This window comes from Paraburkholderia sp. MM5384-R2, from assembly GCF_014201025.1.
Taxonomy (GTDB): Bacteria; Pseudomonadota; Gammaproteobacteria; order Burkholderiales; family Burkholderiaceae; genus Paraburkholderia; species Paraburkholderia tuberum.
On the sequence record NZ_JACHDI010000033.1, the window covers coordinates 17,081 to 40,558 of the forward strand.

Annotated in this window: 21 protein-coding genes; 11 read left to right on the top strand and 10 right to left on the bottom strand. The window is 64.4% G+C overall.

All coding sequences use genetic code 11. From position 1 onward, the window contains the following. The first annotated feature begins 13 nt into the window (after positions 1-13). The 6 genes from HDG37_RS33495 (at position 14) to HDG37_RS33520 (ending at position 7,233) form a co-directional block, all read left to right on the top strand. A complete protein-coding gene (locus HDG37_RS33495; protein WP_184055148.1) occupies positions 14-1,624 on the top strand; it encodes an FMN-binding glutamate synthase family protein in 1,611 nt (536 codons plus the stop codon). Positions 1,625-1,805: 181 nt separating this feature from the next. Continuing rightward, positions 1,806-2,813, top strand: a complete 1,008-nt coding sequence (glyQ, locus tag HDG37_RS33500; protein WP_184055208.1) for a glycine--tRNA ligase subunit alpha — start codon at positions 1,806-1,808, stop codon at positions 2,811-2,813. A gap of 15 nt (positions 2,814-2,828) precedes the next feature. Then, entirely contained in the window at positions 2,829-4,928 is a 2,100-nt protein-coding gene (glyS, locus tag HDG37_RS33505) for a glycine--tRNA ligase subunit beta (protein ID WP_184055150.1), read from the top strand. A gap of 10 nt (positions 4,929-4,938) precedes the next feature. Further along, positions 4,939-5,493, top strand: a complete 555-nt coding sequence (gene gmhB / locus HDG37_RS33510; protein ID WP_090803046.1) for a D-glycero-beta-D-manno-heptose 1,7-bisphosphate 7-phosphatase — start codon at positions 4,939-4,941, stop codon at positions 5,491-5,493. A gap of 39 nt (positions 5,494-5,532) precedes the next feature. After that, positions 5,533-6,291, top strand: coding sequence for a 1-acyl-sn-glycerol-3-phosphate acyltransferase (locus HDG37_RS33515; RefSeq protein WP_090803045.1), 759 nt, complete (start codon positions 5,533-5,535; stop codon positions 6,289-6,291). Between the two features lie 48 nt (positions 6,292-6,339). Continuing rightward, the gene (locus tag HDG37_RS33520) at positions 6,340-7,233 is read left to right on the top strand and encodes a M48 family metallopeptidase (RefSeq protein ID WP_184055152.1); all 894 of its coding nucleotides are present in this window, start codon (positions 6,340-6,342) and stop codon (positions 7,231-7,233) included. Between the two features lie 9 nt (positions 7,234-7,242). Here HDG37_RS33520 and HDG37_RS33525 read toward each other — a convergent pair whose 3' ends face one another. The 5 genes from HDG37_RS33525 to HDG37_RS33545 form a co-directional block, all read right to left on the bottom strand. After that, on the bottom strand, positions 7,243-7,992 hold the full coding sequence (locus tag HDG37_RS33525) for an IclR family transcriptional regulator (RefSeq protein WP_184055154.1): 750 nt from the start codon (positions 7,990-7,992) through the stop codon (positions 7,243-7,245). 100 nt (positions 7,993-8,092) lie between these two features. Continuing rightward, positions 8,093-8,845, bottom strand: a complete 753-nt coding sequence (locus tag HDG37_RS33530; protein WP_311541738.1) for an amino acid ABC transporter ATP-binding protein — start codon at positions 8,843-8,845, stop codon at positions 8,093-8,095. Beyond that, positions 8,842-9,486, bottom strand: coding sequence for an amino acid ABC transporter permease (locus tag HDG37_RS33535; protein WP_184055157.1), 645 nt, complete (start codon positions 9,484-9,486; stop codon positions 8,842-8,844). The genes HDG37_RS33530 and HDG37_RS33535 overlap by 4 nt, the downstream gene beginning before the upstream one ends. 21 nt (positions 9,487-9,507) lie before the next feature. Continuing rightward, complete coding sequence (locus tag HDG37_RS33540; RefSeq protein ID WP_018419424.1) at positions 9,508-10,224, bottom strand: amino acid ABC transporter permease; 717 nt, start codon at positions 10,222-10,224, stop codon at positions 9,508-9,510. Positions 10,225-10,275: 51 nt separating this feature from the next. Continuing rightward, positions 10,276-11,112 carry a transporter substrate-binding domain-containing protein gene (locus tag HDG37_RS33545; protein ID WP_184034601.1) on the bottom strand — a complete coding sequence of 279 codons (837 nt, stop codon included), beginning with the start codon at positions 11,110-11,112 and terminating at the stop codon, positions 10,276-10,278. A gap of 351 nt (positions 11,113-11,463) precedes the next feature. Here HDG37_RS33545 and gloA point away from each other — a divergent pair, with 351 nt between their 5' ends. Further along, a complete protein-coding gene (gloA, locus tag HDG37_RS33550) occupies positions 11,464-11,859 on the top strand; it encodes a lactoylglutathione lyase (protein ID WP_184055159.1) in 396 nt (131 codons plus the stop codon). Between the two features lie 219 nt (positions 11,860-12,078). Then, positions 12,079-13,026 carry a DMT family transporter gene (locus tag HDG37_RS33555; RefSeq protein ID WP_184055161.1) on the top strand — a complete coding sequence of 316 codons (948 nt, stop codon included), beginning with the start codon at positions 12,079-12,081 and terminating at the stop codon, positions 13,024-13,026. Between the two features lie 41 nt (positions 13,027-13,067). Here the strand turns inward: HDG37_RS33555 and rsmA are convergent, their stop codons facing one another. The 4 genes from rsmA to HDG37_RS33575 form a co-directional block, all read right to left on the bottom strand. Then, positions 13,068-13,910: a 16S rRNA (adenine(1518)-N(6)/adenine(1519)-N(6))-dimethyltransferase RsmA gene (gene rsmA, locus HDG37_RS33560; protein WP_184034614.1), complete on the bottom strand. Its 843-nt coding sequence runs from the start codon at positions 13,908-13,910 to the stop codon at positions 13,068-13,070. Positions 13,911-14,018: 108 nt separating this feature from the next. After that, positions 14,019-15,029 (bottom strand): 4-hydroxythreonine-4-phosphate dehydrogenase PdxA, encoded by a 1,011-nt coding sequence (gene pdxA, locus HDG37_RS33565; RefSeq protein WP_184034617.1) that lies wholly within the window; start codon positions 15,027-15,029, stop codon positions 14,019-14,021. A 13-nt stretch (positions 15,030-15,042) separates the two neighbouring features. Continuing rightward, positions 15,043-16,407: a peptidylprolyl isomerase gene (locus HDG37_RS33570; protein ID WP_184055163.1), complete on the bottom strand. Its 1,365-nt coding sequence runs from the start codon at positions 16,405-16,407 to the stop codon at positions 15,043-15,045. Between the two features lie 65 nt (positions 16,408-16,472). Continuing rightward, a complete protein-coding gene (locus HDG37_RS33575) occupies positions 16,473-18,845 on the bottom strand; it encodes an LPS-assembly protein LptD (RefSeq protein ID WP_184055165.1) in 2,373 nt (790 codons plus the stop codon). A gap of 224 nt (positions 18,846-19,069) precedes the next feature. Between HDG37_RS33575 and HDG37_RS33580 the strand changes: the two genes are divergently transcribed. Beyond that, entirely contained in the window at positions 19,070-20,137 is a 1,068-nt protein-coding gene (locus HDG37_RS33580; protein WP_184055167.1) for an aminoglycoside phosphotransferase family protein, read from the top strand. Positions 20,138-20,140: 3 nt separating this feature from the next. Further along, entirely contained in the window at positions 20,141-20,854 is a 714-nt protein-coding gene (gene murU, locus HDG37_RS33585) for an N-acetylmuramate alpha-1-phosphate uridylyltransferase MurU (RefSeq protein ID WP_184055169.1), read from the top strand. Between the two features lie 3 nt (positions 20,855-20,857). Here murU and HDG37_RS33590 read toward each other — a convergent pair whose 3' ends face one another. Beyond that, positions 20,858-22,756 carry an ABC transporter ATP-binding protein/permease gene (locus HDG37_RS33590; RefSeq protein ID WP_184055171.1) on the bottom strand — a complete coding sequence of 633 codons (1,899 nt, stop codon included), beginning with the start codon at positions 22,754-22,756 and terminating at the stop codon, positions 20,858-20,860. Positions 22,757-22,962: 206 nt separating this feature from the next. On the opposite strand from HDG37_RS33590, the gene HDG37_RS33595 reads away from it, so the two are divergent. Then, positions 22,963-23,358: an acyl-CoA thioesterase gene (locus HDG37_RS33595; RefSeq protein ID WP_184055173.1), complete on the top strand. Its 396-nt coding sequence runs from the start codon at positions 22,963-22,965 to the stop codon at positions 23,356-23,358. The last annotated feature ends 120 nt before the right edge of the window (positions 23,359-23,478 follow it).

The window sequence follows — 23,478 nt, forward strand, 5'->3', positions numbered from 1 at the left end:
CACTGGAGTCCCCATGTTTTCTCGACGCTATCTGGCCATGTGGTGCGCAATCGCCCTCACCGCGGTATGTGCCGCGCTCGCCGCGACGCATCGCCTGTCGTGGTTCTGGATCATCGTGCCGGCCGCGCTCGTCGCGCTCGGCGTGTTCGACCTGAGCCAACAGCGCCATGCAATCCTGCGCAATTACCCGCTGTGGGGCCACCTGCGTTTCATTTTCGAATCCATCCGCCCGGAGATCCGTCAGTATTTCGTCGAAGACGATACCGACGAGAAGCCGTTCTCGCGCGCGCAGCGCAGCATCGTCTATCAGCGCTCGAAGAACGATGTCGACAGCCGCCCATACGGCACGCGGATCGACGTGAAGGCGGTCGCGCACGAATGGATCAGCCACTCGCTCGCGCCGACCACGCTCGATGGTCACGACTTTCGCATCGTCGTCGGCCCCGATCGCGCGCAGCCGTATTCGATGTCGATCTTCAACGTATCGGCGATGAGCTTCGGCTCGCTATCGGCCAATGCGATCATGGCGCTGAACCTCGGCGCGAAGAAAGGCAACTTCGCGCACGACACCGGCGAAGGTTCGATGTCGAAATATCATCGCGAACATGGCGGCGACATCATCTGGGAAATCGCGTCTGGCTATTTTGGATGCCGTAACGACGACGGCACCTTCAACGCCGGGAAGTTCGCGAAGCAGGCCGCCGAACCGCAGGTGAAGATGATCGAGGTGAAGCTGTCGCAAGGCGCGAAGCCCGGTCACGGCGGCGTGCTGCCGGGCGCGAAGATCACGCCCGAAATCGCCGAGACGCGCGGCGTGCCGATGGGCCGCGACTGCATCTCGCCGGCGACGCACTCCGAGTTCTCGACGCCGCGCGAGCTGCTCGAATTCGTCGAGCGGCTGCGCACGCTGTCGGGCGGCAAGCCGACCGGCTTCAAGCTGTGCATCGGGCATCCGTGGGAATTCTTCGGCATCGCGAAGGCGATGCTGGAAACGGGCATTCTGCCGGACTTCATCGTCGTGGACGGCGCGGAAGGCGGCACCGGCGCGGCACCGCTCGAATTCACCGATCACGTCGGCGTGCCGTTGCAGGAGGGGCTGCTGCTCGTGCACAACACGCTGGTCGGCATCGGTCTGCGGCAACGCATCCGCATCGGCGCGAGCGGCAAGATGATCACCGCGTTCGATATCGCGAAGACGCTCGCGATCGGCGCGGACTGGGTCAACGCGGCGCGCGGCTTCATGTTCGCGGTCGGCTGCATCCAGGCGCAGACCTGCCATACCGGCCGCTGCCCGACCGGCGTCGCGACCCAGGACCCGGTGCGCCAGCGCGCGCTGGTGGTGCCGGACAAGGCCGATCGCGTGTTCAACTTCCACCACAACACGCTGCACGCGTTGCAGGAAATCATCCAGGCCGCCGGGCTCCGGCATCCGGCTGAGTTGCGCGCGCATCACATCGTGCGGCGCGTGTCCTCGCATGAGGTGCGGCTGATGTCGGATCTGCTCAAATATCTCGAACCGAACGACCTGCTCAACGGCAACTATCGCTATACCCTGTTCGAGACGTACTGGCCGATCGCGCAAAGCGATTCGTTTTCGCCGAAGGCGGAGCTGGCGGCGAGCTGAACGTGCGCGCGGCCCTTGCCGCGTCGCCTGTCGCCCAAAAACCGCATCGCGGCCCGTCCGACCCCGCAAAACGGGCCGCCCCCCTTCCTTTCCGTTAAAATCTCGGGTTTAGCACTTCGCTCCACGGCCCCCTCGCGCGCTTAGGCGCACGCGGCATGGCCCCATGCCCGAAAGGCACTTCATGCTCACGTTTCAGCAAATCATCCTGACCTTGCAGTCCTACTGGGACAAGCAGGGCTGCGCGTTGCTCCAGCCGATCGACATGGAAGTCGGCGCGGGCACGTCCCACGTCCATACGTTCCTGCGCGCGATCGGCCCCGAGCCGTGGCGCGCCGCCTACGTGCAGCCGTCGCGCCGCCCGAAAGATGGCCGCTACGGCGAGAATCCGAACCGTCTGCAGCACTATTACCAGTATCAGGTGGTGCTCAAGCCCGCGCCGGAAAACATTCTCGACCTGTACCTCGGCTCGCTCGAAGCGCTCGGCTTCGACCTGAAGCAGAACGACGTGCGTTTCGTCGAGGACGACTGGGAAAACCCGACGCTCGGCGCATGGGGGCTGGGCTGGGAAGTGTGGCTGAACGGCATGGAAGTGACGCAGTTCACGTACTTCCAGCAGGTCGGCGGTCTCGACTGCAAGCCGGTGCTCGGCGAAATCACCTACGGACTCGAGCGCCTCGCGATGTATCTGCAGAAGGTCGAGAACGTCTACGACCTCGTCTGGACCGAGTGGGAAGAACAAGGCCCGAACGGCCCCGAACTGCGCCGCCTGACCTACGGCGACGTGTATCACCAGAACGAGGTCGAGCAGTCCACCTACAACTTCGAGCACGCGAACGTCGATCTGCTGTTCACGTTCTTCAACAGCTACGAAGCGGAAGCGAAGCGCATGATCGATGCGCAGATCGCGCTGCCCGCCTATGAGTTCGTGCTGAAGGCCGGCCACACGTTCAACCTGCTCGACGCGCGCGGCGCGATTTCGGTCACGGAACGCGCGGCGTACATCGGCCGGATTCGCGCGCTGTCGCGTGTGGTCGCGCAGGCCTACTACGACTCGCGCGAAAAGCTCGGCTTCCCGATGCTCGGCAATCCGGTGCACGGCGTGCCCGGCCTCACCACCGACGAGCAGGAAGCCGCGATGCCCGCGTGGGCGCCGCCGCTGAAAGTCGAACGCAAGATCGACCAGGACTGACGAGAACTTCAACCAATGACTCAATCTCAACACGCTACCCTGCTCGTCGAGCTGCTGACCGAAGAGCTGCCGCCGAAGGCGCTCGCCCGTCTCGGCGACGCCTTCGCCGAAGGTATTGCGCAGCGCCTCGCGGCGCGCGACCTGATCGAAGGCGAGCCGTCGTTCGAACGCTTTGCTACGCCGCGTCGTCTCGCGGTGACGATTCACAACGTGCGCGCGGTCGCGCCGGAAAGACACGTGCGCGAAAAAGTGCTGCCCGTTTCCGTCGCGCTCGATAAAGACGGCCAGCCCACCGCGCCGCTCGCGAAGAAACTCGCCGCGCTCGGCTTCCCCGACTTCACGGTGAACGACCTCGAACGCGCCCAGGACGGTAAAGCCGAAGCGTTCTTCCTGCGCTACGCGGCGCCGGGCGCGACGCTCGCCGACGGCCTGCAGGGCGCGCTCGACGAAACGCTCGCGAAGCTGCCGATCGCAAAGCCGATGACGTATCAGCGCCCGGACGGTTCGAGCGTGCAGTTCGTGCGCCCGGTGCATCGACTGACCACGCTGCACGGCGAAGAGGTCGTGCCGGTCAGCGTGCTCGGCATCGACGCCGACGACACCACGCTCGGCCACCGCTTCCTGTCCGAAGGCTTCGTGCAGATCCAGCACGCGCAGTCGTATGCCGAAACGCTCGAACACAGGGGCCGCGTGATCGCGAGCTTCGCGAAGCGCAAGGAAGCGATCCGCTCGCAACTGCTCGCGCAAGCCGGTGACGACAAGGTCGTGATGCCCGAAGCGCTGCTCGACGAAGTGACGTCGCTGGTCGAATGGCCGGTCGTCTATGAGTGCCGCTTCGAGGACGAATTCCTGCAAGTGCCGCAGGAATGCCTGATCCTGACGATGCAGACGAACCAGAAGTACTTCGCGCTGACCGATGCGAACGGCAAGCTGCGCTCGCGCTTCCTGATCGTGTCGAACATCGAGACGGCGACGCCGGTCGAGATCGTCGAAGGCAATGAGCGCGTGGTGCGTCCGCGTCTCGCCGATGCGAAGTTCTTCTTCACGCAAGACAAGAAGAAGCCGCTCGCGGATCGCGTGCCACTGCTCGCGAACGTCGTTTATCACAACAAGCTCGGCTCGGCGCTGCAACGCGTAGAGCGGCTCGAAGGGCTGGCCGGCGCGATCGCCGCACTGACCGGCGCCAACGTCGCGCTCGCGACGCGCGCCGCGCGCCTCGCGAAAGCCGACCTGATCACCGACATGGTCGGCGAATTCCCCGAGCTGCAAGGCACGATGGGCACGTACTACGCGCGCCACGACGGCGAGCCGGAAGAAGTCGCGCTCGCATGCTCGGAACACTACCAGCCGCGCTTCTCGGGCGACGCCTTGCCCACCACCGCGACCGGCACCGTCGTCGCGCTCGCCGACAAGCTCGAAACGCTGGTCGGCATCTGGGGCATCGGCCTGCAGCCCACCGGCGAGAAAGACCCGTTCGCGCTGCGCCGTCATGCGCTCGGCGTGCTGCGCATTCTGGTCGAGAAACAGTTGAACGTCGACTTCGTCGAGCTGCTGCGCATCGCTTATGCGCAATTCGCCGGCGTGCCGAACGTCGCCGATTCGACCGACGCGATCTACGAGTTCAGCATGGACCGCCTGCGCGGCCTGCTGCGCGAACGCGGCTACGCGGCCAGCGAAATCGACGCGGTGCTCGCGCTGAGCCCGACGCGGCTCGACGACCTCGTCGCGCGCCTCGACGCGGTGCGCGAGTTCGCGTCACTCGCCGAAGCGGCGTCGCTCGCGGCGGCCAACAAGCGTATCTCGAACATCCTGAAGAAGTCGGAAGGCGTAACGAATGGCGGCGTGCAGCCCGGCTTGCTCACCGAGGCAGCGGAGAAGGCGCTCAACGCGCAGCTCGAACAGGTCACGCCGCGCGTGCAATCGCAACTGGCCGTGCGCGACTACACCGGCGCGCTGACGGCGCTGGCCGCGCTGCGCGAACCGGTGGACACGTTCTTCAACGACGTGATGGTCAACGCCGACGACCCCGCGTTGCGCGCGAACCGTCTGGCTCTGCTCGGCGCGCTGCATCAGCAGATGAACTGCGTCGCCGATATTTCCCGACTCGCCGCCTGAGCACCGCGCCATGCCGATCAAGAAAGTGGTGATCCTCGACCGCGACGGTGTGATCAACGTCGACTCCGACGCGTTCATCAAGTCGCCGGACGAATGGGTCGCGCTGCCCGGCTCGCTGGAAGCGATCGCACGCCTGAACCACGCCGGCTATCGCGTCGCAGTCGCGACGAACCAGTCGGGCATCGGCCGCGGCCTGTTCGACATGGATGCGTTGAACGCGATGCATCTGAAGATGCACCGGATGGCGGCAGCGGTCGGCGCGCGCATCGAAGCGGTGTTCTTCTGCCCGCACACGGCGGAAGATCACTGCGAATGCCGCAAGCCGAAGCCCGGCATGCTGAAGATGATCACCGAGCGATTCGAGGTCGATCCGGCGCATACGCCGACGGTCGGCGATTCTCTGCGCGATCTGCAGGCGGGCGCTGCGCTCGGTCACCCGGTGCATCTGGTGCTGACCGGCAAGGGCCGCAAGACCCTCGCCGCGGGCGGCTTGCCCGAAGGCACGATCGTGCACGACGACCTGCGCGCGTTCGCGCTCGACTTTCTCGCCGACGCTCAGGAATAAACGCGCGCACCGCGCTCCCACCCCCCACCGACCACGCCGATGCGCTTTATCCGTTCCCTGCTGCTGCTGATTTATTTCGTTGTGTTCACGGTGCCGTACGCGACCGCGTGCTTCATCGCGTTTCCGTTCCTGCGCGCGGAAAACCGCTACTGGATGGCGGCCGGCTGGTGTCGTCTGACGCTGTGGACGGTGCGCTACCTGAACGGCATCCGCTACCGCATCGAAGGTTTCGAGAATCTGCCCAACGGCCCGGCCGTGCTGCTGTCGAAGCATCAGTCGGCGTGGGAAACGCTCGCGTTTCCGGCGATCATGCCGCGCCCGCTGTGCTACGTGTTCAAGCGCGAGCTCTTGTATGTGCCATTCTTCGGCTGGGCGCTCGGCATGCTGAAGATGGTTCACATCAACCGCAAGGAAGGCAAATACGCGTTCGTATCGGTCACGAACCAGGGCAAGGCCCGCATGGCCGAAGGCGCATGGGTCATCATGTTTCCGGAAGGCACCCGCACGCCGACCGGCAAGCAGGGCAAGTACAAGACCGGCGGCGCGCGCTTCGCGATCGCGAGCGGTGCCCCCGTCGTGCCGATCGCGCACAACGCGGGCCGCGTGTGGCCGCGCAACTCGTTTCTTAAATATCCGGGTATAGTCACGGTGTCGATTGGCAAGCCGATCGACACGACGGGGCTCACGCCCGACGAAGTGAACACGCGCGTCGAGCAGTGGATCGAAGCCGAGATGCGCCGCATCGATCCGACTGCCTACAGCGCGGCGGCTAACGATTCCGCCGCCGCGCCCATCTGACGCGCCACGCCCTCGAACTCCGAAGGCGTATTGCGCGAAGCGAAGCCGATGCAGAAGTCTCCCACGCCGCAGCCCGCCGCGGCGCTCGAAAACCGGCAGCTCGATCTCCCGCTCTTCGCCGAGCCGGGGTCGACGTCGTCGTCTCCTTCACCTTCCGCGCCGGGTTCATCTGGCTCAGCGCCGGCCCGGCCGCCCGTCGCGCCGCTCGCGCCGGACGGCAGCAAGCTGCGCAGTCTCGCCATCGGTTCACGCACGCTGCATTACGCGCTCAAGCGTTCCGCGCGCCGCTCGATCGGCTTTGCGATCGACAGCACCGGCCTCATGATCACCGCGCCGCGCTGGGTCACGCTCGCCGATATCGAAACCGCGATCACCGAAAAACAGCGTTGGATTTTTACGAAGCTGATCGAATGGCAAACGCGCGTCGAGCAGCGTGCATTGCCGAAGATCGACTGGCAAGACGGCGCCGAAGTGCCCTACCTCGGTCAGCCGGTGCGCGTGACGCTCGGCGCGCCGCAAGGCATGCTCGCGTTCAGCGCCGAGCGCGGCGCGCTGCAATTGCCGCTGCCGTTGCAAGCCGACCCGCAGCAGATCAAGGATCGCGTGCAGGGCTGGCTGCAAGGAGAAGCGAAGCGGCTGTTCGGCGAGCGTCTGGCGATCTACGCGCAGAAGCTGGGCGTCAACTATCGCGCGTATGCCTTGTCTTCGGCGGCAACACGCTGGGGCAGTTGTTCGAGCGACGGCAAAATCCGCCTGAACTGGCGGCTCATCCACTTTCCGCTGTCGATCATCGACTACGTCGTCGCGCACGAACTGTCGCATCTGCGCGAGATGAATCACAGTCCGCGCTTCTGGCAGACGGTCGAATCGATTTTTCCGGAATTTCGCGAGGCGCGACAGACACTGAAGTCGCATCCGCCGGAGCTGTTGCCGACGCTTTGAGGCCGGGCGCTATCTAGGCGAGAGCGCTTTCGCGGACTGCAACAGATCGTCGAGCATCACGCCGCGCCTGTCCGGGCTCGTGTCGCGGCCGGTCATGAAACACAGCGCCGCAATCGGCAGTCCCGCACGGTCGCGAATCGGCGCTGCCATACAAAGCCTGAACGCGTTCGAGAGTCCTTCGGTGCAGCAGTAGCCTCGTTCTTTTGCGGCCTGCACGTCGTTCAGGAATTCGCCGAATTCGATATTCACCCCGTTGTCGAGGATGAAATCTTCGGCCGGAATGAGCGCGCGAATCTCGTCGGCATTCAGGTGACCTAGCAGCAGACGTCCCGTGGCGGTCCACGGAATCGGCACTCTCACGCCGATGTCCGAACTGATGTTGAATGGCCGGGCACTGTTCTCGGATAACACGACCGTGTACTTGTTGCCTTCCAGCATGCACAGCTGCGTGGTCTCGTCGTACTTCCGTACCAATGCCAGAATGGATTGATGCGCGCGGCTAATCAGATCGTTGTGCGTTGCATAGTCGGACCCGTAGTAGTGCATCTCGCGCCCGAAGAACACGCTCCCATCCGCGGCCGTCTCGAGCCAGCCCACTTCCGCGAGAATCGCGACCAGCTCGTAAATGCTCGAACGCGGCGCGCCGGTCGCCTCGATTAATTCGCGCATGGTCAGCGGGCGTTGGGCGACGTGCAATTGCCGGAACATCGCGATGACGCGATCCACGCCTCTCGCCCGAGACGATTCTGTTACAGCCATGCGTTCACTCCGTAAAGCGTTCATCCGACCGGTTGTCTTTCAAGCGACGTGAGTTTATCGCGCGGCAGACCCGCGAAAGCGACTTTCAGGCCGCGACAGGTCAATGGTCGAGAACTCTGTGCAGAAACTGCCGCGTGCGTTCGTTCGCGGGATTGACGAAGATCTGTTCCGGATCGCCCTGCTCGGCGATGACGCCCTTGTCCATGAAGACCACGCGATCGGCGGTCTTGCGGGCAAAGCCCATTTCATGCGTGACGACGACCATCGTCATGCCGTCGCGCGCGAGCCCACGCATCACCTCGGTGACCTCGCCGACCAGTTCCGGATCCAGCGCGGACGTCGCCTCGTCGAAGAACATGATGCCGGGCTCGACCGCGAGCGCTCGCGCAATCGCCACGCGTTGCTGCTGACCGCCCGACAACTGGCTTGGATAGTGTGCCGCGCGGTCCGCGAGCCCGACACGGTCGAGTGTGTCCATGGCGCGCTTGCGCGCGTCGTCCGGACTCATGCGGCGTGCCTTGATAAGCGCGAGCGTGACATTGCCGAGCGCGGTCTTGTGAGGAAACAGATTGAACTGCTGGAAGACCATGCCGACATGGCCACGAATCTCTCGCGCTCGGCGCGGATCGTGCATGGGCACATCGTTGACCCAGACCTCGCCGGAATCGGTGGTCTCCAATCCCGCCATGATTCGCAAGACCGTGCTCTTACCCGAGCCGGACGCGCCAATGAGCACCAGCACTTCGCCCGAGCGAACCTCGAGATTGATTTCGTTCAACACCCGAGTCGAACCGAATGCTTTGCTGACGCCCGTCAGTGAAATGATGGGTCTGATCTGGCTTTGGTTACTCACGACAATCTCCTGCGGTCATGGTGGCGCACCCATTGCGAGAGCGGGAAGCACACGGCGAAGTAAATGAGGGCGACGAGTCCGTAGATTTCCACGGGCTTTCCGACCCGGTCGACGATGGCCTGGCCACCATGCATCAACTCGGACATTCCGATCATGCTGACGATCGACGTGTCCTTGATGAGCGACAGATACTGACCGACGAGAGGCGGCAACACGATCTTTCCCGTCTGAGGCAGCACCACGAACGAGAACGACTGAGCCCGCGTGAGGCCGAGGATCTGAGATACCTCCCATTGACCTTTGGGTACCGCCTCGATCCCTGAGCGGAAGATTTCGGCGATATAGGCGCCCTGATAGACGCTCAAGCCGATGACGCCGGCTGCGAAGACGTCGATCGCGTAACCGAAGTACGACACGCCGAAATAGATGAACATCAGCGTGATGAGTACCGGCGTGCCGCGAAACAGCTCCGTATAGAGTCTGGCAATGCGGACTGTGCCCCACGGTCCGAACGACCGCAAGACGGCGGCGAACAGGCCGATCAGCGTGCTGCCCACGATGGACGCAATGGAAAGCAACAGCGTCGTCACCAGACCCTGCAGCAGGATGGAGAAACTGGTTTTCAGCAATTCGACTGACATGATCCAACTCCAATCCGGGAATCAGGCCCGTTTCGTCCGGCGCATAAAGCCGGTCCCGAAACCGGTGCGCGCCGGCATGACGAGGGGAGGATGAAAGATCCGCGCTCCGAGCTGGCCCGCAAGCCAGGACAGTACGTTACTGAGCACGAGATACGCGACGAGCGTCACGCTGAACGTCTGAAGGTAGAGAAGCGTCCGCGAGTTGATCACGGTCGCAGTGCCGGTCAACTCCGGCAACGCAATGGCGGACAGCAGCGACGTACCGAGCAGCAACTGGATCAGGTAGTTGACGATGGCCGGATAGACCGCGCGCGTCGCCTGCGGTAGCACGACCTCGACGAAGATCTGTGCGCGTTCGAGACCGAGAATGCCGGCGGCCTCGAGTTGGCCGCGCGGCACCGACTGTATGCCGGCGCGGAACACTTCCGATAGATAAGCACCGACGTTGACGCCGAGCGCAATGACGCCCGCCCAGTATGCGTCGAGCGAAATACCCGCCGACGGCAGACCGAAGAAAACGATGAAAATCTGCAGGAGAACAGGCGTGTTGCGGATGATTTCAACGTAGCCGCGAGCAATCAACCGAAATGGCGCGAGCGGAGAAACGCTGGCAAGCGCGGTCAACAAGCCGAGGACTAGCGCCAGTACGAATGCCAGCACGGTCACTTGCAACGTCAGCCAGCTCGCGCTCAAAAATTCGGGCACGTAGCCCCACAGAGTGAGCCACTCGTAACTCATCTCACCCTCCGCATCGTTCGGGTTTCAATAGATATCGGCATCTCCCGCTCCTCAAAACTGCGGATTGAGCGGGTAGCGCGGATCGGTGCCGAACCACTTGTTGTAGAGCTGCGCGTTGAGCTTCGACGCATTGACGTTGAAGAGGAACAGATTCAGGTAGTTGAGCCATTCCTGATCGCCGGCCTTGACACCGAACGCGTTGTATTCGAGCGGGACCAGCGCTTCGTTCGTGACGGCAAGTTCAGGATCGAGCTTGGCCTGATACGCGAGAAAGTTGTTGTCCTCGATCATCGCGTCGGCCTGCCCCTGCTTGACGGCAAGAATCGCGGCCTGCGAGCTGTCGTATTCCTGGATCTTGATCGGGATATTCAGCGAGCGCACTTCATCGCCATTGGTCGAGCCCTTGACCGTCGCAATCGTGCGACCGCCCATGTCCTTGATCGACTGAACGCCACTATTTTTTCTGACCAGCAGTGCTTCGCTGGCAACCACGTAGGGGGTCGTGAATTCGATTACCTTCGCGCGCTCCAGATTGCGCGTGAAGTTGCAGAACACGACATCCACTTTGCTGGTCTGCAGATTCGGAATCCGGTTCGCGCTCGTGGTATTCACGACCTCGAGCTTCACGCCCATCTGCTTCGCGAGTTCCTTCGCGAGGTCCACGTCATAGCCGTCTGGTTGGCCGTCCTTGTTATAGAACCCGAACGGCGCGAACGTCAGGCAATCGCCGACGCGCAGCGTGCCTCGCTGCAGCACGGCCTGAAGCGTCGAGGGGGATGCCGCTGCGCTCTGCCCTGGCGTGGCAACCTTGGTGCAGCCGGTGATTGCGAGCAATCCAGCAACAGCGAACAGAAAGGCGGCTTGGGCGCCTCGTTTGGCAAGCTTCATGGCAGGGTCCTAAGCGGAGAAGAGTGGTCCGGAGCGGACGAATCGGCTTCAGCGCCTGTCTGCACGCTCAACGAATCGCCGGGTCACGCATCGATCGTCCGATATATCAGACTGCTATCTGACAAACCGGATTGATGCTGAGTGTTGGACACTAATATCAAACCGGCAACCGCACACAAACCCTTATTGCCCATACTTTTTTGTTCAAATAGATCCGATCTAATTCCACGATGCGCATCGAGTCCGCAGTGGGCCGGGCGGGCGGCGCGGCTTCGGGCTCAAGCTATACGGCAATCATTTACAATTGCCGCAGGTCGACGCATTTATCCACAAACTATCAAAGGAGTCCTCATGCGGATCTTGCATACCATGCTTCGAGTCGGTGATCTGGACGCATCGATCCGGTTCTACACCGAAGTTCTAGGAATGCGCCTGCTTCGAAAGAACGACTACCCGGACGGGAAGTTCACCCTCGCATTCGTCGGTTACGAGGACGAATCCGAAGGCGCGGCGATCGAACTGACGTACAACTGGGACACGAGCAAGTACGATCTCGGAACCGGCTACGGTCACATCGCCCTCGAAGTCGCCGACGCCTATGCGGCATGCGAAGAAGTGAAGAAACGCGGCGGTGTCGTTACACGCGAAGCTGGGCCCATGAAACACGGCACGACTGTCATCGCCTTCGTCGCCGATCCGGACGGGTACAAGGTCGAGCTGATACAGAAGAAGGGGCGAGTCGACTGAACGTCCGGTGGCGAGCACGAGTCGCGCTGTCAGCCAGAACGATGAAAACACAGCCCGGCTTCACGTTGCACCCGGCGAATTGACGCCGGGCGAATTCGCCCGGCAATCTTGTCTCGTGCCGACGCCATCAAAAAACGCCGACTACTGACGCTCGGCGTTTTCGCCGCGCACCGGACCGACCGGCTCGCCGCGCACTCTCCACCTCTTCACCACACCGCCATGAGCACGACCACCACCTTGCCCGCGCGCCGCGCCCCGGATAGCTTCGCGATCCTGTTGATGATCGGCCTGTGCGCAATCTGGGGGCTGCAGCAAGTCGCGATCAAGACCACCAATGCGGCGGTGCCGCCGGTCTTTCAGGCGGGACTGCGCTCGACGATCGCGGCGCTGCTCGTGTGGGCATGGGCACGCTCGCGCGGCACGCCGCTCTTTCGCGATGACGGCACGCTCGGCGCGGGCCTGCTCGCGGGCGTGCTGTTCGCGGCCGAGTTCGTCTGCATCTTTCTCGGCCTGACGCTGACGAGCGCGTCGCGCATGGCGGTCTTTCTGTACACGGCGCCGTGTTTCACGGCACTCGGCCTGCACTGGTTCGTCGATGGCGAACGCATGCGGCGCATCCAGTGGCTTGGCATCGGCGTCGCGTTCGCGGGGATGGCGCTCGCGTTCGCGGACGGCTTCCTGCACCCGGACGCGGGCACGGCTGCAAGCGCGGCCCACGGCTCGACGCTCGCGGGCGCGGCCGGCGATGCGCTCGGCGTGCTCGGCGGCATCGCGTGGGCCGCGACCACGGTGATCGTGCGCGGCTCGCGGCTCGCGCGGACGAGCGCGAGCAAGACGCTGTTCTATCAGCTGACTGTGTCGGCGGTGGTGCTGCTCGCGCTGGCGCTGGGGCTCGGCGAGGTGCGCGTGGAAAGCGTGACGCCGCTCGCGCTCGCGAGCCTCGCGTATCAAGCCGTGATCGTCGCGTTCGTCAGCTATCTGTTGTGGTTCTGGCTGTTGACGCGTTACATCGCGTCGAGGCTGTCGGTGTTTTCGTTTCTGACGCCGCTGTTCGGCGTCACCTTCGGCGTGCTGCTGCTCGGCGAGTCGTTCAGCGCGCGCTTTCTGATCGCCGCGCTGCTGGTGCTGAGCGGCATCGCGCTCGTCAACGCGCCGGCGAAACGGTAAGCGGGCTCGACGGCGGCGCCCTCCGCCGTCGAGCGTCGAGTCTATTCCGGCGCAGCGGCCGAGCGCGCCGCCACCGCCTGCGCCACACTCACGTATTCGGCGACCGGCACGTCCTCCGCGCGGCGTTGCAGATCGAAGCCAAGCGCGTCGAAATCGACGGTGTCGCGCAGCGCGGCAAGCGTGTTGCGCAACATCTTGCGACGCTGCGAGAACGCCGCCGTCACCACCCCGCCGAGCACGCTTTCGTCGACCACCGGCAGTTCGTGCCGCTCGTACGGAATCATCCGTACGATCGCCGAATCGACCTTCGGCGGCGGCTGGAACGACTCGGGCGGCACGTCGAGTTGCTTGTCGATCACGTAGCGGTACTGCAGCATCACCGACAGGCGACTGAACGCCTTCGTGCCCGGCTCCGCCACCATCCGCTCGACCACCTCGTTCTGCAGCATGAAGTGCTGATCGATCACGCGCTCCGCGAACGTCGCAAGATGAAACAGCAGCGGGCTCGAAATGTTGTACGGCAGATTGCCGACGATGCGCAGCGACGCCTTGTCGCCCGGTGCCGCGAGCGAGCCGAAGTCGAATTCGAGCGCGTCGCCCGCGTGCAGTTCGAGCAGGTTGCCGAACTTCGTCTTCAGACGGCCGATCAGATCGCGGTCGAGTTCGACCGCGTGCAGCGGCGTCTCAGGCGTCGCGAGCCGCTCGATCAGCGGCTCGGTCAGGGCGCCGAGGCCCGGCCCGATCTCGACCATGCGCTCGCCGCGCTGCGGCCGGATCACGTCGACGATCGAATCGATCACGCCCATGTCGACCAGGAAGTTCTGACCGAAACGCTTGCGCGCGAGATGGCCCTGGTGCCGGCCTTGCTGTCTGCTGGTGGACATCGGAGAAACGCTAGAAAGAAAACTGCTTGAGAATGAAAGACGTCACGGTGGAAACACGACGCCACGCGGCGCGTCACGAGCACCGCGACCGCCCACGCTACCCGCGCCTCAGCCCGCGCGACGATGCTGCGCCATCGACACCGCCGTGTCGATCGCGGCCATCAGGCTACCCGCGTCGGCGCGGCCGGTGCCGGCCAGATCGAGCGCGGTGCCGTGATCGACCGACGTGCGGATGATCGGCAGGCCGAGCGTCACGTTGATCCCTTCGCCGAACGTCGCGAATTTCAGCACCGGCAGGCCCTGGTCGTGGAACATCGCGAGCACGCAGTCGGCTTCGTCGAGATAACGCGGCTGGAACAGCGTGTCGGCCGGATACGGACCACGCGCGTCGACGCCCTCGCCGTTCACCTGCCGCAACGCCGGCGTGATCACGTCGATTTCCTCGCGACCCAGATAGCCGTTTTCGCCAGCGTGCGGATTGAGCCCCGTCACGAGGATGCGCGGCGCGGGCAAACCAAAGTGGTGACGCAGGTCGTGATCGATGATGCGCAGCGTCGCGACGAGGCTTTCGATCGTCAAAGCCGCCGACACGTCCTTCAACGGCAGATGCGTGGTCGCAAGCGCGACGCGCAGCGGCCGCTTGCCGGTGCCCGCGAGCATCATCACGACGCGCGGAGTATGGGTGCGCTCGGCCAGATATTCGGTGTGGCCGGTAAACGGCACACCGGCGTCGTTGATCGTGCTTTTTTGCAGCGGCGCGGTGACGATCGCGTCGAACCTGCCGGCCACCGCGCCGTCGATCGCCGCATCGAGCAGATCGAGCACATAACGGCCGTTCGCGGCGTCGAGCTTGCCTGCCTGCGCTGGTGCGCCGAGCGAGTGATGTTCGAGCCGCACGCGCGGGCCTGGCGCGAGCAGCGCCGCCCAATCGACGCCGACCGCGCGCGCGCGCTCAGCGAGCAGTTGCGCATCACCGAGCACGGTGAACTGCGCCTGAGGCCAGTGCGCCGCCGCGCCGGCCAGCGCCTGCGCGGTCAGCTCGGGACCGACGCCGGCGGGTTCGCCGGTCGTGATCGCGATCTGCAGCGGACGGTGGGTGGGCTGGGCAGCGCTCGTCATCGCATTGGCTCTGTTATTGCACGTTCGCCGTGGCCGGCTTCACTTCGACGTACGCGGTATCGCGCAGCTCGCGCAGCCAGTCGGCATACGCCTGTTCCGCCTTGCGCTGGCCGATGGCCTGACGCGCGAGATCCATCTGCTGCGCAATCGAGCCTTGCGCATCGCGGCGGCCGAGCACCTGAATCAGGTGGTAGCCGTATTCGCTGCGCACCGGTTCGCTGATCTGACCGTCCTGCAGCGAGTTCATTGCGCGCTCGAACTCGGGCACCGTCTCGCCCGGGCTGACCCAGCCGAGGTCACCGCCTTGCGAGGCCGAGCCGTCCTGCGAGTAGGTGCGCGCGAACTTCGCGAAGTCGCCGCCGGCGGCGATCTGGTTGCGGATGTCGAGCAGCTTCTGGCGTGCCTGCGGTTCGGACTGACCGTCGCCGACGCGCAGCAGAATATGGCGCACGTGCGTCTGCACGAGCTTCGGCGCGTCCGCGCTGGTGCCCTGGCCGGCACGGCGCTCGACCAGACGCACGATCTCGAAGCCGTCGTTGGTGCGGATCAGATCCGGATCGATCTCACCCGGACGCAGTGCCGACGCGGCCTTCACGAACTCGGGCGGCAGCTTCGACGGCTCGAGGAAGCCGAGATCGCCGCCGTTCTTCGACGCGTCCGGCGCCTGCGAATTGGCTTTCGCGAGCTTTTCGAAATTCGCGCCGCCCTTCGCTTCGGCGAGCAGCGCCGCGGCCTTCTTCTGCGCCGCCTCGATGTCGGTCTCCGAGGCGTTGAGCGGCGCCTTCACGAAAATGTGCTGCATGTGCAGGTCGTTCGTCTGGCCGGCGCCCGGACCGCGCTGGCTGGCGATGTAGTTCGCGACCTCGGCGTCCGTCACCGTGATCTTGCTGTCCACTTCCTTCTCGCGCAGACGCGACAGCGTCAGCTCCGTGCGCGCGTCGCTCGTGAAAGTGGTCCAGGGCACGCCTTGCGCTTCGATGCGCGCGCGGTACATGGCCAGCGACATGTTGTTCGCCTGCGCGAGACGCTCGAGCGTGCGTTGCACGGCCGCGTCGTCGATGGTGATGCCGTCTTCCTTGGCCTTCTGCAGCTGGATGCGCTCGAGCACCATCTGCGTGAGCACCTGCTGGCGCAACTGGTCCGTCGGCGGCACCGGAGCGTTCTGCTGGTTCAGCCGGTGCGCGATCAGACCGACCCGCTCGTCGAGCTCGCGCTGCGTGATGACACCGTTGTTGACCACTGCGGCGATGGTGTCCACCGTCTGGCCGCTATTGCCGGCCAATGCCTGCGCCTGTACCGACGCGACTGGAACGAAGGACGCCGCGGCGACGAGACCCGCCGCGAGTATTGCCAAGCGAAGCTGTTTCATGATTGCCACAGATACTCCAATGATGTCGGGCGCTTCGCCCGTCTTTTCGCAAGCCGTGAATGACCGGGCGACCGTCATTCGTAGTTGGTGAACCGCGACTCCGGCGGTGGCGGTGGCGGCAACGGCATGTAGCCGGCCACACTGCTGCGGAACGCGGTCATCAGCCCGTTGTCGACGCTCGACAAGCCCTTGAACGTCAACTGCGCCAGAAACCGTGTGCTCGACTGATTCTGTCCCGACGAGTTCAGGCCGTTCGCGTAGCGCTGGATGCCGGCGCCGAGCGTCCAGCAGTCCGCGTCGTATTGCAGGCCGACCAGGCCGTCGACGATACGGTGGCCACCGAGGTCGTAGTTGAACCGGCCGACACCGTACATCCGGTGCGTCAGCGGCCATTGGCCCGAAATCAGCACCTGATTGATCGGCTGGTTGTCGAGCGTGGTGTTGGCGCGCGTGTAGCGGTACGCGACGTTGATGACCTTGCCGCTCGCCGGACTGAACCCGAAGCCGACACTCGTCTTCGTGAGCTGGTTATTGTCCGCATTATATTGGAACGCCGTTTCCGAAGCGAAACCGGCGCCCAGCTTGATCGACGCGCCCGCGATCAGGTCCGAGTGCGTGGCCTGGGTACTGGTCTGGGTCGGCGTCAGCGTGACGCGCTGATCCCGGAAGTAATACTGCTGCGCGATCACGAAGCGCGCGCGCTCGTCGCCAGTGGACGGATTGATGAAGCGCGTGGTGAGACCGGCGGTCAGGCGGTTCGCGTCGGCGATCCGGTCGTTACCGACGAACGTATTCGGCGTGAAGATTTCCGCGAGACCGAAGTCGGATTCGGCGGTATCGAACAGCGGCGCGTTGTTCTGATTGCGGTACGGCGTGTACACGTAGTACAGGCGCGGCTCCAGCGTCTGGATATAGTCCGCGCCGAAAATGCGCACCGAGCGCTCGAACGTCAGTCCCGTGTCGAACGTGAAGGTCGGAATCGACTCGGTGAAATTCTTCTGCGCCCCCGGCACGTTCGCCAGATCGGTGCCGATGTTGTTCAGGTTGTACGACGCAAAGTGCCACTGCACCTTCGGCGTGACGAAGTAGCCCGGCCCCACCACCGAATACGACAGGTACGGGTTGAACAGCACCCGCTGGCCTTCGCTCAGATCCGCGGTGGTGATGCGGAAGTTCGTGTAGTCGGCTTCGGCGCCGAAATCGAAGCCGCCGATGTTGTACTTCGCGTACTTGACGTTCAACTGCGGCTGGCGGCCGTACGGCGCGACCGACGGCTCCAGCGTCTGCCAGTGCTGCTCGCGCGCGAGCACGGACCACGGTCCGTTGTTGTAGGTCAACCCGGCTTCCTGCTGATACAGGAGCTGGGTGCCGTTCATGAACTGGTTGACCGACGACGACAGGTCTTCCGGATAGGTGTTGTCCGAAACCTTGTTGTAATAGATGTAGCCGCCGAAGCCGTTACCGAAATTCTGGTTGTGCTGGATGTACAGCGCGTAGCGGTTGGTCTTCGTCAGGCGATCGTCGGGCAGAAATTCACCGGTGATCGACCCGGAATACGTCGGCGACAGATAGCGGAACGTGCTCTGCAACTGCACACCGCGCTTCGAGATCAGACGCGGCGTGACCGTCAGATCTCGATTCGGCGCGATGTTGAAGTAATACGGCACCGACAGCTCGAAACCGTTCGTCGAGCTCAGCGAGAACGTGGGCGGCAACAGGCCGCTGCGCCGATCGCCCGACAGCGGGAACGACAGCCACGGCGACGCGAACACCGGCACGCCCTGGAAGAACAGCACGCTGTTGTAGGCGACGCCTTCGTCCGCGCCGGTGTCGAAATCGAACTCGCTGCCCTTGATGTACCAGGCCGGATTGTCCGTGCACGCGCACGCCGTGTAGGTGCCCTTCGTGAACACGGAGCGCTCCGCGTCGAGCAGGTCGACGCGCTGCGCGCTGCCCGAGCCGCCCGTCAGCGTGAAGTGGTACTTCGGCGCGGTCATGAAGCCTTCGGTCGAATCGACGCGCAGATGCGCCTCGGGTCCGATGAAGGTATTGCCGGTATTGATCACGTGGACATTGCCGTACGCATCGGCCATGTCCGTGTCCTGATCGTAGTGCAGGGCGTCGGCCTTGATCACGGACGTGTTGTGCCGCACTTCCGCCGAGCCCTTGGCGGCCAGATCCTGGTCGATCGTGCCGCTCGCGTGGTCGCCGAGCACGAAGGTGGCCGGCCGCTGGCCCGTTTGCAACGGATGATCCTCGAGCTGCGGCGCAAGCTGCATGCCCCACGGCGGGTAGACCGCCTGCGGTTGCGCAGCTTCCCCCACCAGCTGGGCGTGCGCAAGCGCGGGCATCAGGCCCGGAACGGCGATCAGCGCCGCGACGAGCCGCCTTTTGCGCGGCACTACTGCACAGGAAGGAGTGGTATCGGAAAGCTGTCTGGGCGGCATGTATCGTTTGGCGAGTCGACCCGTGCGCAAGCTTTCGTCGTCACGATCCACCGCCTGCACACCGCGACCGTTAGAGTCGGCTGCACGTCTGGATTCCCAATTTGCCGAGTGATAAGGCGGGCGGTGAAACGGAGCACGCGAAAGCTGGCGTGTGAGTCGCGTCAAAAAAGTCGTGGGGTATTATATGGCAAGACGTTGTCCCCAAGAATTTGCCGCCGCTTTTCATGACGCTGCCTTCCACCCAAGATTTCACCGACACCCGTCTCTCCCTGCTCAAGGCCTGGCTGCAAGGCCACGCGGCGCGCCATGCGCTCGAGCCCGACACCCTCGTTCCGGCCTCGTCCGACGCCAGTTTCCGCCGTTATTTCCGGCTCGCCGGTAAGGCGCCGCAAGACAACGGCGCGGCCACGCTGATCGCCGTCGACGCGCCGCCGCCCGAAAAATGCCGCGAATTCGCACAGATCGCGCAATTGCTCGCCGCCGCCGGCGTGCACGTGCCGCGCGTGCTCGAGGTCGACTTCGACGCTGGCTTCATGCTCGTCACCGATCTCGGCACCGCGTCGTATCTGGGCGCGCTGACCGACGCGCAGGCCGCGGGCGACACGCGCGCGGCTCGCGCGCTGATGCGCGACGCGCTCGACGCGCTGATCCGCTGGCAGCTCAGTTCGCGCGAAGACGTGCTGCCGCCGTTCGACGAAGCGTTCCTGCACCGCGAGATGGAGCTGATGCCCGAGTGGTTCATCGGCCGGCACCTTGGCCGCGAGGTCGATGCCGCCACGCGCGCGCTGCTCGATCGCACGTTCGCGCTGCTGATCGCGAGCGCGCGCGCGCAGCCGCAAAGCTTCATGCTGCGCGATTTCATGCCGCGCAATCTGATGATCGCCGAGCCGAACCCAGGCGTGCTCGACTTCCAGGACGCGGTGTACGGGCCGATCACGTACGACGTCGTGTCGCTGCTGCGCGACGCGTTCCTCAGCTGGGACGAGGAGTTCGAGCTCGACTGCTTCGCGTACTACTGGGAGCGCGCCAAAAAAGCCGGCCTGCCGGTCGATGCCGATTTCGGCGAGTTCTACCGCCAGCTCGAATGGATGGGGCTGCAGCGGCACATCAAGGTGCTCGGCCTGTTCTGCCGCATCAACTACCGCGACGGCAAGGCGCATTACATGAACGACCTGCCGCGCTTCATCGGCTATGCACGCAAGGTGGCGCAGCGTTACGCGCCGCTGCGCGGGTTCGCGAAACTGCTCGACGACCTCGACGGCCGCGCGCAGGAAATCGGCTACACCTTCTGACCGATGACGATGTCCGTAAAGAAAGCGATGATTTTCGCCGCGGGCCGCGGCGAGCGCATGCGTCCGTTGACCGACGCGTGCCCGAAGCCCTTGCTCGAAGTGGGCGGCAAGCCGCTGATCGTATGGCAGATCGAACGGCTCGCGCGGGCCGGCATCCGTAGCATCGTGATCAATCATGCGTGGCTCGGCGCGCAGCTCGAAGCCGCGCTCGGCGACGGTTCGCGCTGGCAGGTCGAGCTGCGCTACTCGCCCGAGCACGAGGCGCTGGAGACCGCGGGCGGCATCGCGCAGGCGCTGCCGCTGCTGACCGACGAGGGCGCGGATCAGTTGTTCGTCGCGGTGGCCGGCGACGTGTACACCGATTACGACTTCGCCGCGCTGCACGCGCACGCCGGCCGGCTGAAGGCGCTGCCCGAGCCCGGCATGCATCTGGTGATGGTGCCGAATCCGGCGTTTCACCCGAACGGCGACTTTGGTCTCGTCGACGGCGTGCTGTCGCTCGACGCGCAGCCGCGCCTCACGTTCGGCAGTTTCGGTCTGTACGACACGCGCATGTTCCGCGATCTGCCGCGCGGCACGCGGCGCGCGCTGAGCCCGTATTACCGCGCGACCATCGCGCGTGGGCTCGCGAGCGGCGAGCTGTACGAAGGCTTGTGGGAGAACATCGGCACCCAGGCGCAGCTGGAAGCGCTCGATCGGCTGCTGCGCGCGCGCTGAGCTTTACTTCGCCGGGCTCTCACCTGCCCCGACTGCTTCCGCTCTTTCCACCGCATCCGTGGTGTGCGCGGCGCGCTGCTGCAGCGCCCACATCTGCGCGAACAAACCGTTCGCGCGCAACAGCTCCGCGTGCGTGCCGCGCTCGACGATGCGCCCTTTGTCCATCACGATGATCTGCTGCGCGTGCACGACCGTCGACAGCCGGTGCGCGATGATCAGCGTCGTGCGTTCGCGCGCGATCAGGTCGAGCTCATGCTGGATCGCGCGCTCGGAGCGTGAATCGAGCGCGGACGTCGCTTCGTCGAACAACAGGATCGGCGGATTCTTGAGTATGGTCCGCGCGATCGCGACGCGCTGCTTTTCGCCGCCGGACAGCTTGAGCCCGCGCTCGCCGACCGGCGTGTCGTAGCCCTTCGGCAGACTCTCGATGAACTCGTGGATATGCGCGGCGCGCGCCGCCGCGATCACTTCGTCGCGCGTCGCCGACGGCCGACCGTACGCGATGTTGTAGTAGATCGAGTCGTTGAACAGCACCGTGTCCTGCGGCACGATGCCGATCGACGCGCGCAGCGAATCCTGCGTGACGTCGCGAATATCCTGCCCGTCGATGCGAATCGCGCCGCCCGTCGCGCGGTCGAGATCGTAGAAGCGGAACAGCAGCCGCGCGAGCGTCGACTTGCCCGAACCGCTGTGGCCGACCACCGCCGTCGTCGTGCCGGCCGCGATCGTGAAGCTCACGCCGTGCAGAATCTGCCGCGCGGGCTCGTACGCGAAGCTCACGTCGTCAAAGCGCACCTGCGCGCCGCTCACTTGCAAAGCCACCGCATTGGGCGCGTCGGGCACTTCCCGCGGTGCGCCGAGCAGCGAGAACATGCGGTCCATGTCGGTCAGGCTCTGCTTCAGCTCGCGATAGACCACGCCGAGAAAATTCAACGGAATATACAGCTGCAGCATGAACGTGTTGATCAGCACCAGGTCGCCGAGCGTCAGACGCCCGGCCATCACGCCCTGGGTCGCGCGCCACAGGATGAACACGAGCCCCGTGCCGATGATCGCCTGCTGCCCGAAGTTCAGCGCCGACAGCGAGCGCTGCGACTTGATCGCCGCCGCGCGATAGCGCTTCAGGTTCTCGTCGTAACGGCTCGCTTCCCATTCCTCGTTGCCGAAGTACTTGACGGTCTCGTAGTTGAGCAGCGAGTCGATCGCGCGCGAATTCGCCTTCGAATCGAGCTCGTTCATCGTGCGGCGAAAGTGCGTGCGCCACTCGGTGACCTTCACCGTGAACGCGATGTACACCGCGAGCGCGACGAACGTGACGATCGCGTAATAGGCCTCGTATTTGACGACGAAAAAGCCGAGCACGAGACCGACTTCGACGAGCGTCGGCAGGATGCTGTACAGCGAATAGGAAATCAGCTGCGTGATGCCGCGCGTGCCGCGTTCGATATCGCGCGACATGCCGCCCGTCTGCCGCTCCAGATGAAAGCGCAGCGACAGTCCGTGCAGATGGCGGAATACTTTCAGCGCGAGTTGGCGCACCGCGCTTTCCGTCACTTTCGAAAACAGGATTTCGCGCAGCTCGGTGAAAAACGAAGTGGACAGCCGCGCCACCGCATACGCGACCACCAGCAAGCCGACGCCGCCGAGCAGCACGATGCCGGGCGCGTCCTGCGCGCGGCCGAGCGCGGTCAGATGCCGGACCGACGCGAGACTGTCGACGATGCGCTTCATCACGATCGGCACGCCGAGGTTCGCGAACTTCGCGCCGATCAGGCAGCTGAGCGCGAAGCCGACTCGCCATTTGTAGGTGGCAAGGTATGGCAGCAGCGACAGGATCGTTTGCCAGTCGTTGCGGGGTGCGGTGGAAATCGGCGAGGGTTCGGACGAAGGAGCGCGGCGCATAAATCGTGGGGAGAGTGTGGAGCTGCCGGAGTTCGCAGCGGCGCGCGGCTCGCGCGCTTCGCTGGGTGCTTTCCCGTACAATTCCTGATCTTTCTATTGTCGCAGAAGCCGACTGGCGGCGCTTTGCATGGCCTACTGTCGAACTGGCCCAGCCATTGCGTCAATGCGCGTCAATACACTCGAATACGTTTCCCAAGGATGTCCCGATGACCGATCTTCTTCAACTTCCGTCCAAGCCGTGCGCGCTGCGCGTAATGCCGCAGCCATCGGACGCGAACATTCATGGCGACGTGTTCGGCGGCTGGATCATGGCGCAGGTCGACATCGCCGGGTCGATTCCGGCAAGCCGGCGCGCGAATGGGCGGGTCGCGACGATCGCGGTTAATTCTTTCCTGTTCAAGCAACCGGTGTTCGTCGGCGATCTGCTGAGCTTTTACGCGGATATCGTGAAGACCGGCAATACGTCGGTGACGGTGTCGGTCGAGGTCTACGCGCACCGGATGAGCCTCTCGCAGGACGTCGTCAAGGTCACTGAAGCGATCCTCACCTACGTCGCCACCGACAGCGACCGCCGTCCGCGCGCGCTGCCCGCGCTGGACTGAGCCGGCGAGGATGCTTAAGCTAGCGATTCCACGCGTCACGCGCCGCGCCACCCGCTAGCCGTTCCAGCCGATCGGCGCACGAGGCCCGGGACGCCCCATAGTCGCTCTTCTCATGGAAAC

Excerpts from the sequence above, each read along its gene's own strand:
- HDG37_RS33495 (WP_184055148.1), top strand. The coding sequence starts at position 14 with ATGTTTTCTCGACGCTATCTGGCCATGTGGTGCGCAATCGCCCTCACC.
- glyQ (WP_184055208.1), top strand. The coding sequence starts at position 1,806 with ATGCTCACGTTTCAGCAAATCATCCTGACCTTGCAGTCCTACTGGGAC.
- glyS (WP_184055150.1), top strand. The coding sequence starts at position 2,829 with ATGACTCAATCTCAACACGCTACCCTGCTCGTCGAGCTGCTGACCGAA.
- gmhB (WP_090803046.1), top strand. The coding sequence starts at position 4,939 with ATGCCGATCAAGAAAGTGGTGATCCTCGACCGCGACGGTGTGATCAAC.
- HDG37_RS33515 (WP_090803045.1), top strand. The coding sequence starts at position 5,533 with ATGCGCTTTATCCGTTCCCTGCTGCTGCTGATTTATTTCGTTGTGTTC.
- HDG37_RS33520 (WP_184055152.1), top strand. The coding sequence starts at position 6,340 with ATGCAGAAGTCTCCCACGCCGCAGCCCGCCGCGGCGCTCGAAAACCGG.
- HDG37_RS33525 (WP_184055154.1), bottom strand. The coding sequence starts at position 7,992 with ATGGCTGTAACAGAATCGTCTCGGGCGAGAGGCGTGGATCGCGTCATC.
- HDG37_RS33535 (WP_184055157.1), bottom strand. The coding sequence starts at position 9,486 with ATGTCAGTCGAATTGCTGAAAACCAGTTTCTCCATCCTGCTGCAGGGT.
- HDG37_RS33540 (WP_018419424.1), bottom strand. The coding sequence starts at position 10,224 with ATGAGTTACGAGTGGCTCACTCTGTGGGGCTACGTGCCCGAATTTTTG.
- HDG37_RS33545 (WP_184034601.1), bottom strand. The coding sequence starts at position 11,112 with ATGAAGCTTGCCAAACGAGGCGCCCAAGCCGCCTTTCTGTTCGCTGTT.
- gloA (WP_184055159.1), top strand. The coding sequence starts at position 11,464 with ATGCGGATCTTGCATACCATGCTTCGAGTCGGTGATCTGGACGCATCG.
- HDG37_RS33555 (WP_184055161.1), top strand. The coding sequence starts at position 12,079 with ATGAGCACGACCACCACCTTGCCCGCGCGCCGCGCCCCGGATAGCTTC.
- rsmA (WP_184034614.1), bottom strand. The coding sequence starts at position 13,910 with ATGTCCACCAGCAGACAGCAAGGCCGGCACCAGGGCCATCTCGCGCGC.
- pdxA (WP_184034617.1), bottom strand. The coding sequence starts at position 15,029 with ATGACGAGCGCTGCCCAGCCCACCCACCGTCCGCTGCAGATCGCGATC.
- HDG37_RS33575 (WP_184055165.1), bottom strand. The coding sequence starts at position 18,845 with ATGCCGCCCAGACAGCTTTCCGATACCACTCCTTCCTGTGCAGTAGTG.
- HDG37_RS33580 (WP_184055167.1), top strand. The coding sequence starts at position 19,070 with ATGACGCTGCCTTCCACCCAAGATTTCACCGACACCCGTCTCTCCCTG.
- murU (WP_184055169.1), top strand. The coding sequence starts at position 20,141 with ATGACGATGTCCGTAAAGAAAGCGATGATTTTCGCCGCGGGCCGCGGC.
- HDG37_RS33590 (WP_184055171.1), bottom strand. The coding sequence starts at position 22,756 with ATGCGCCGCGCTCCTTCGTCCGAACCCTCGCCGATTTCCACCGCACCC.
- HDG37_RS33595 (WP_184055173.1), top strand. The coding sequence starts at position 22,963 with ATGACCGATCTTCTTCAACTTCCGTCCAAGCCGTGCGCGCTGCGCGTA.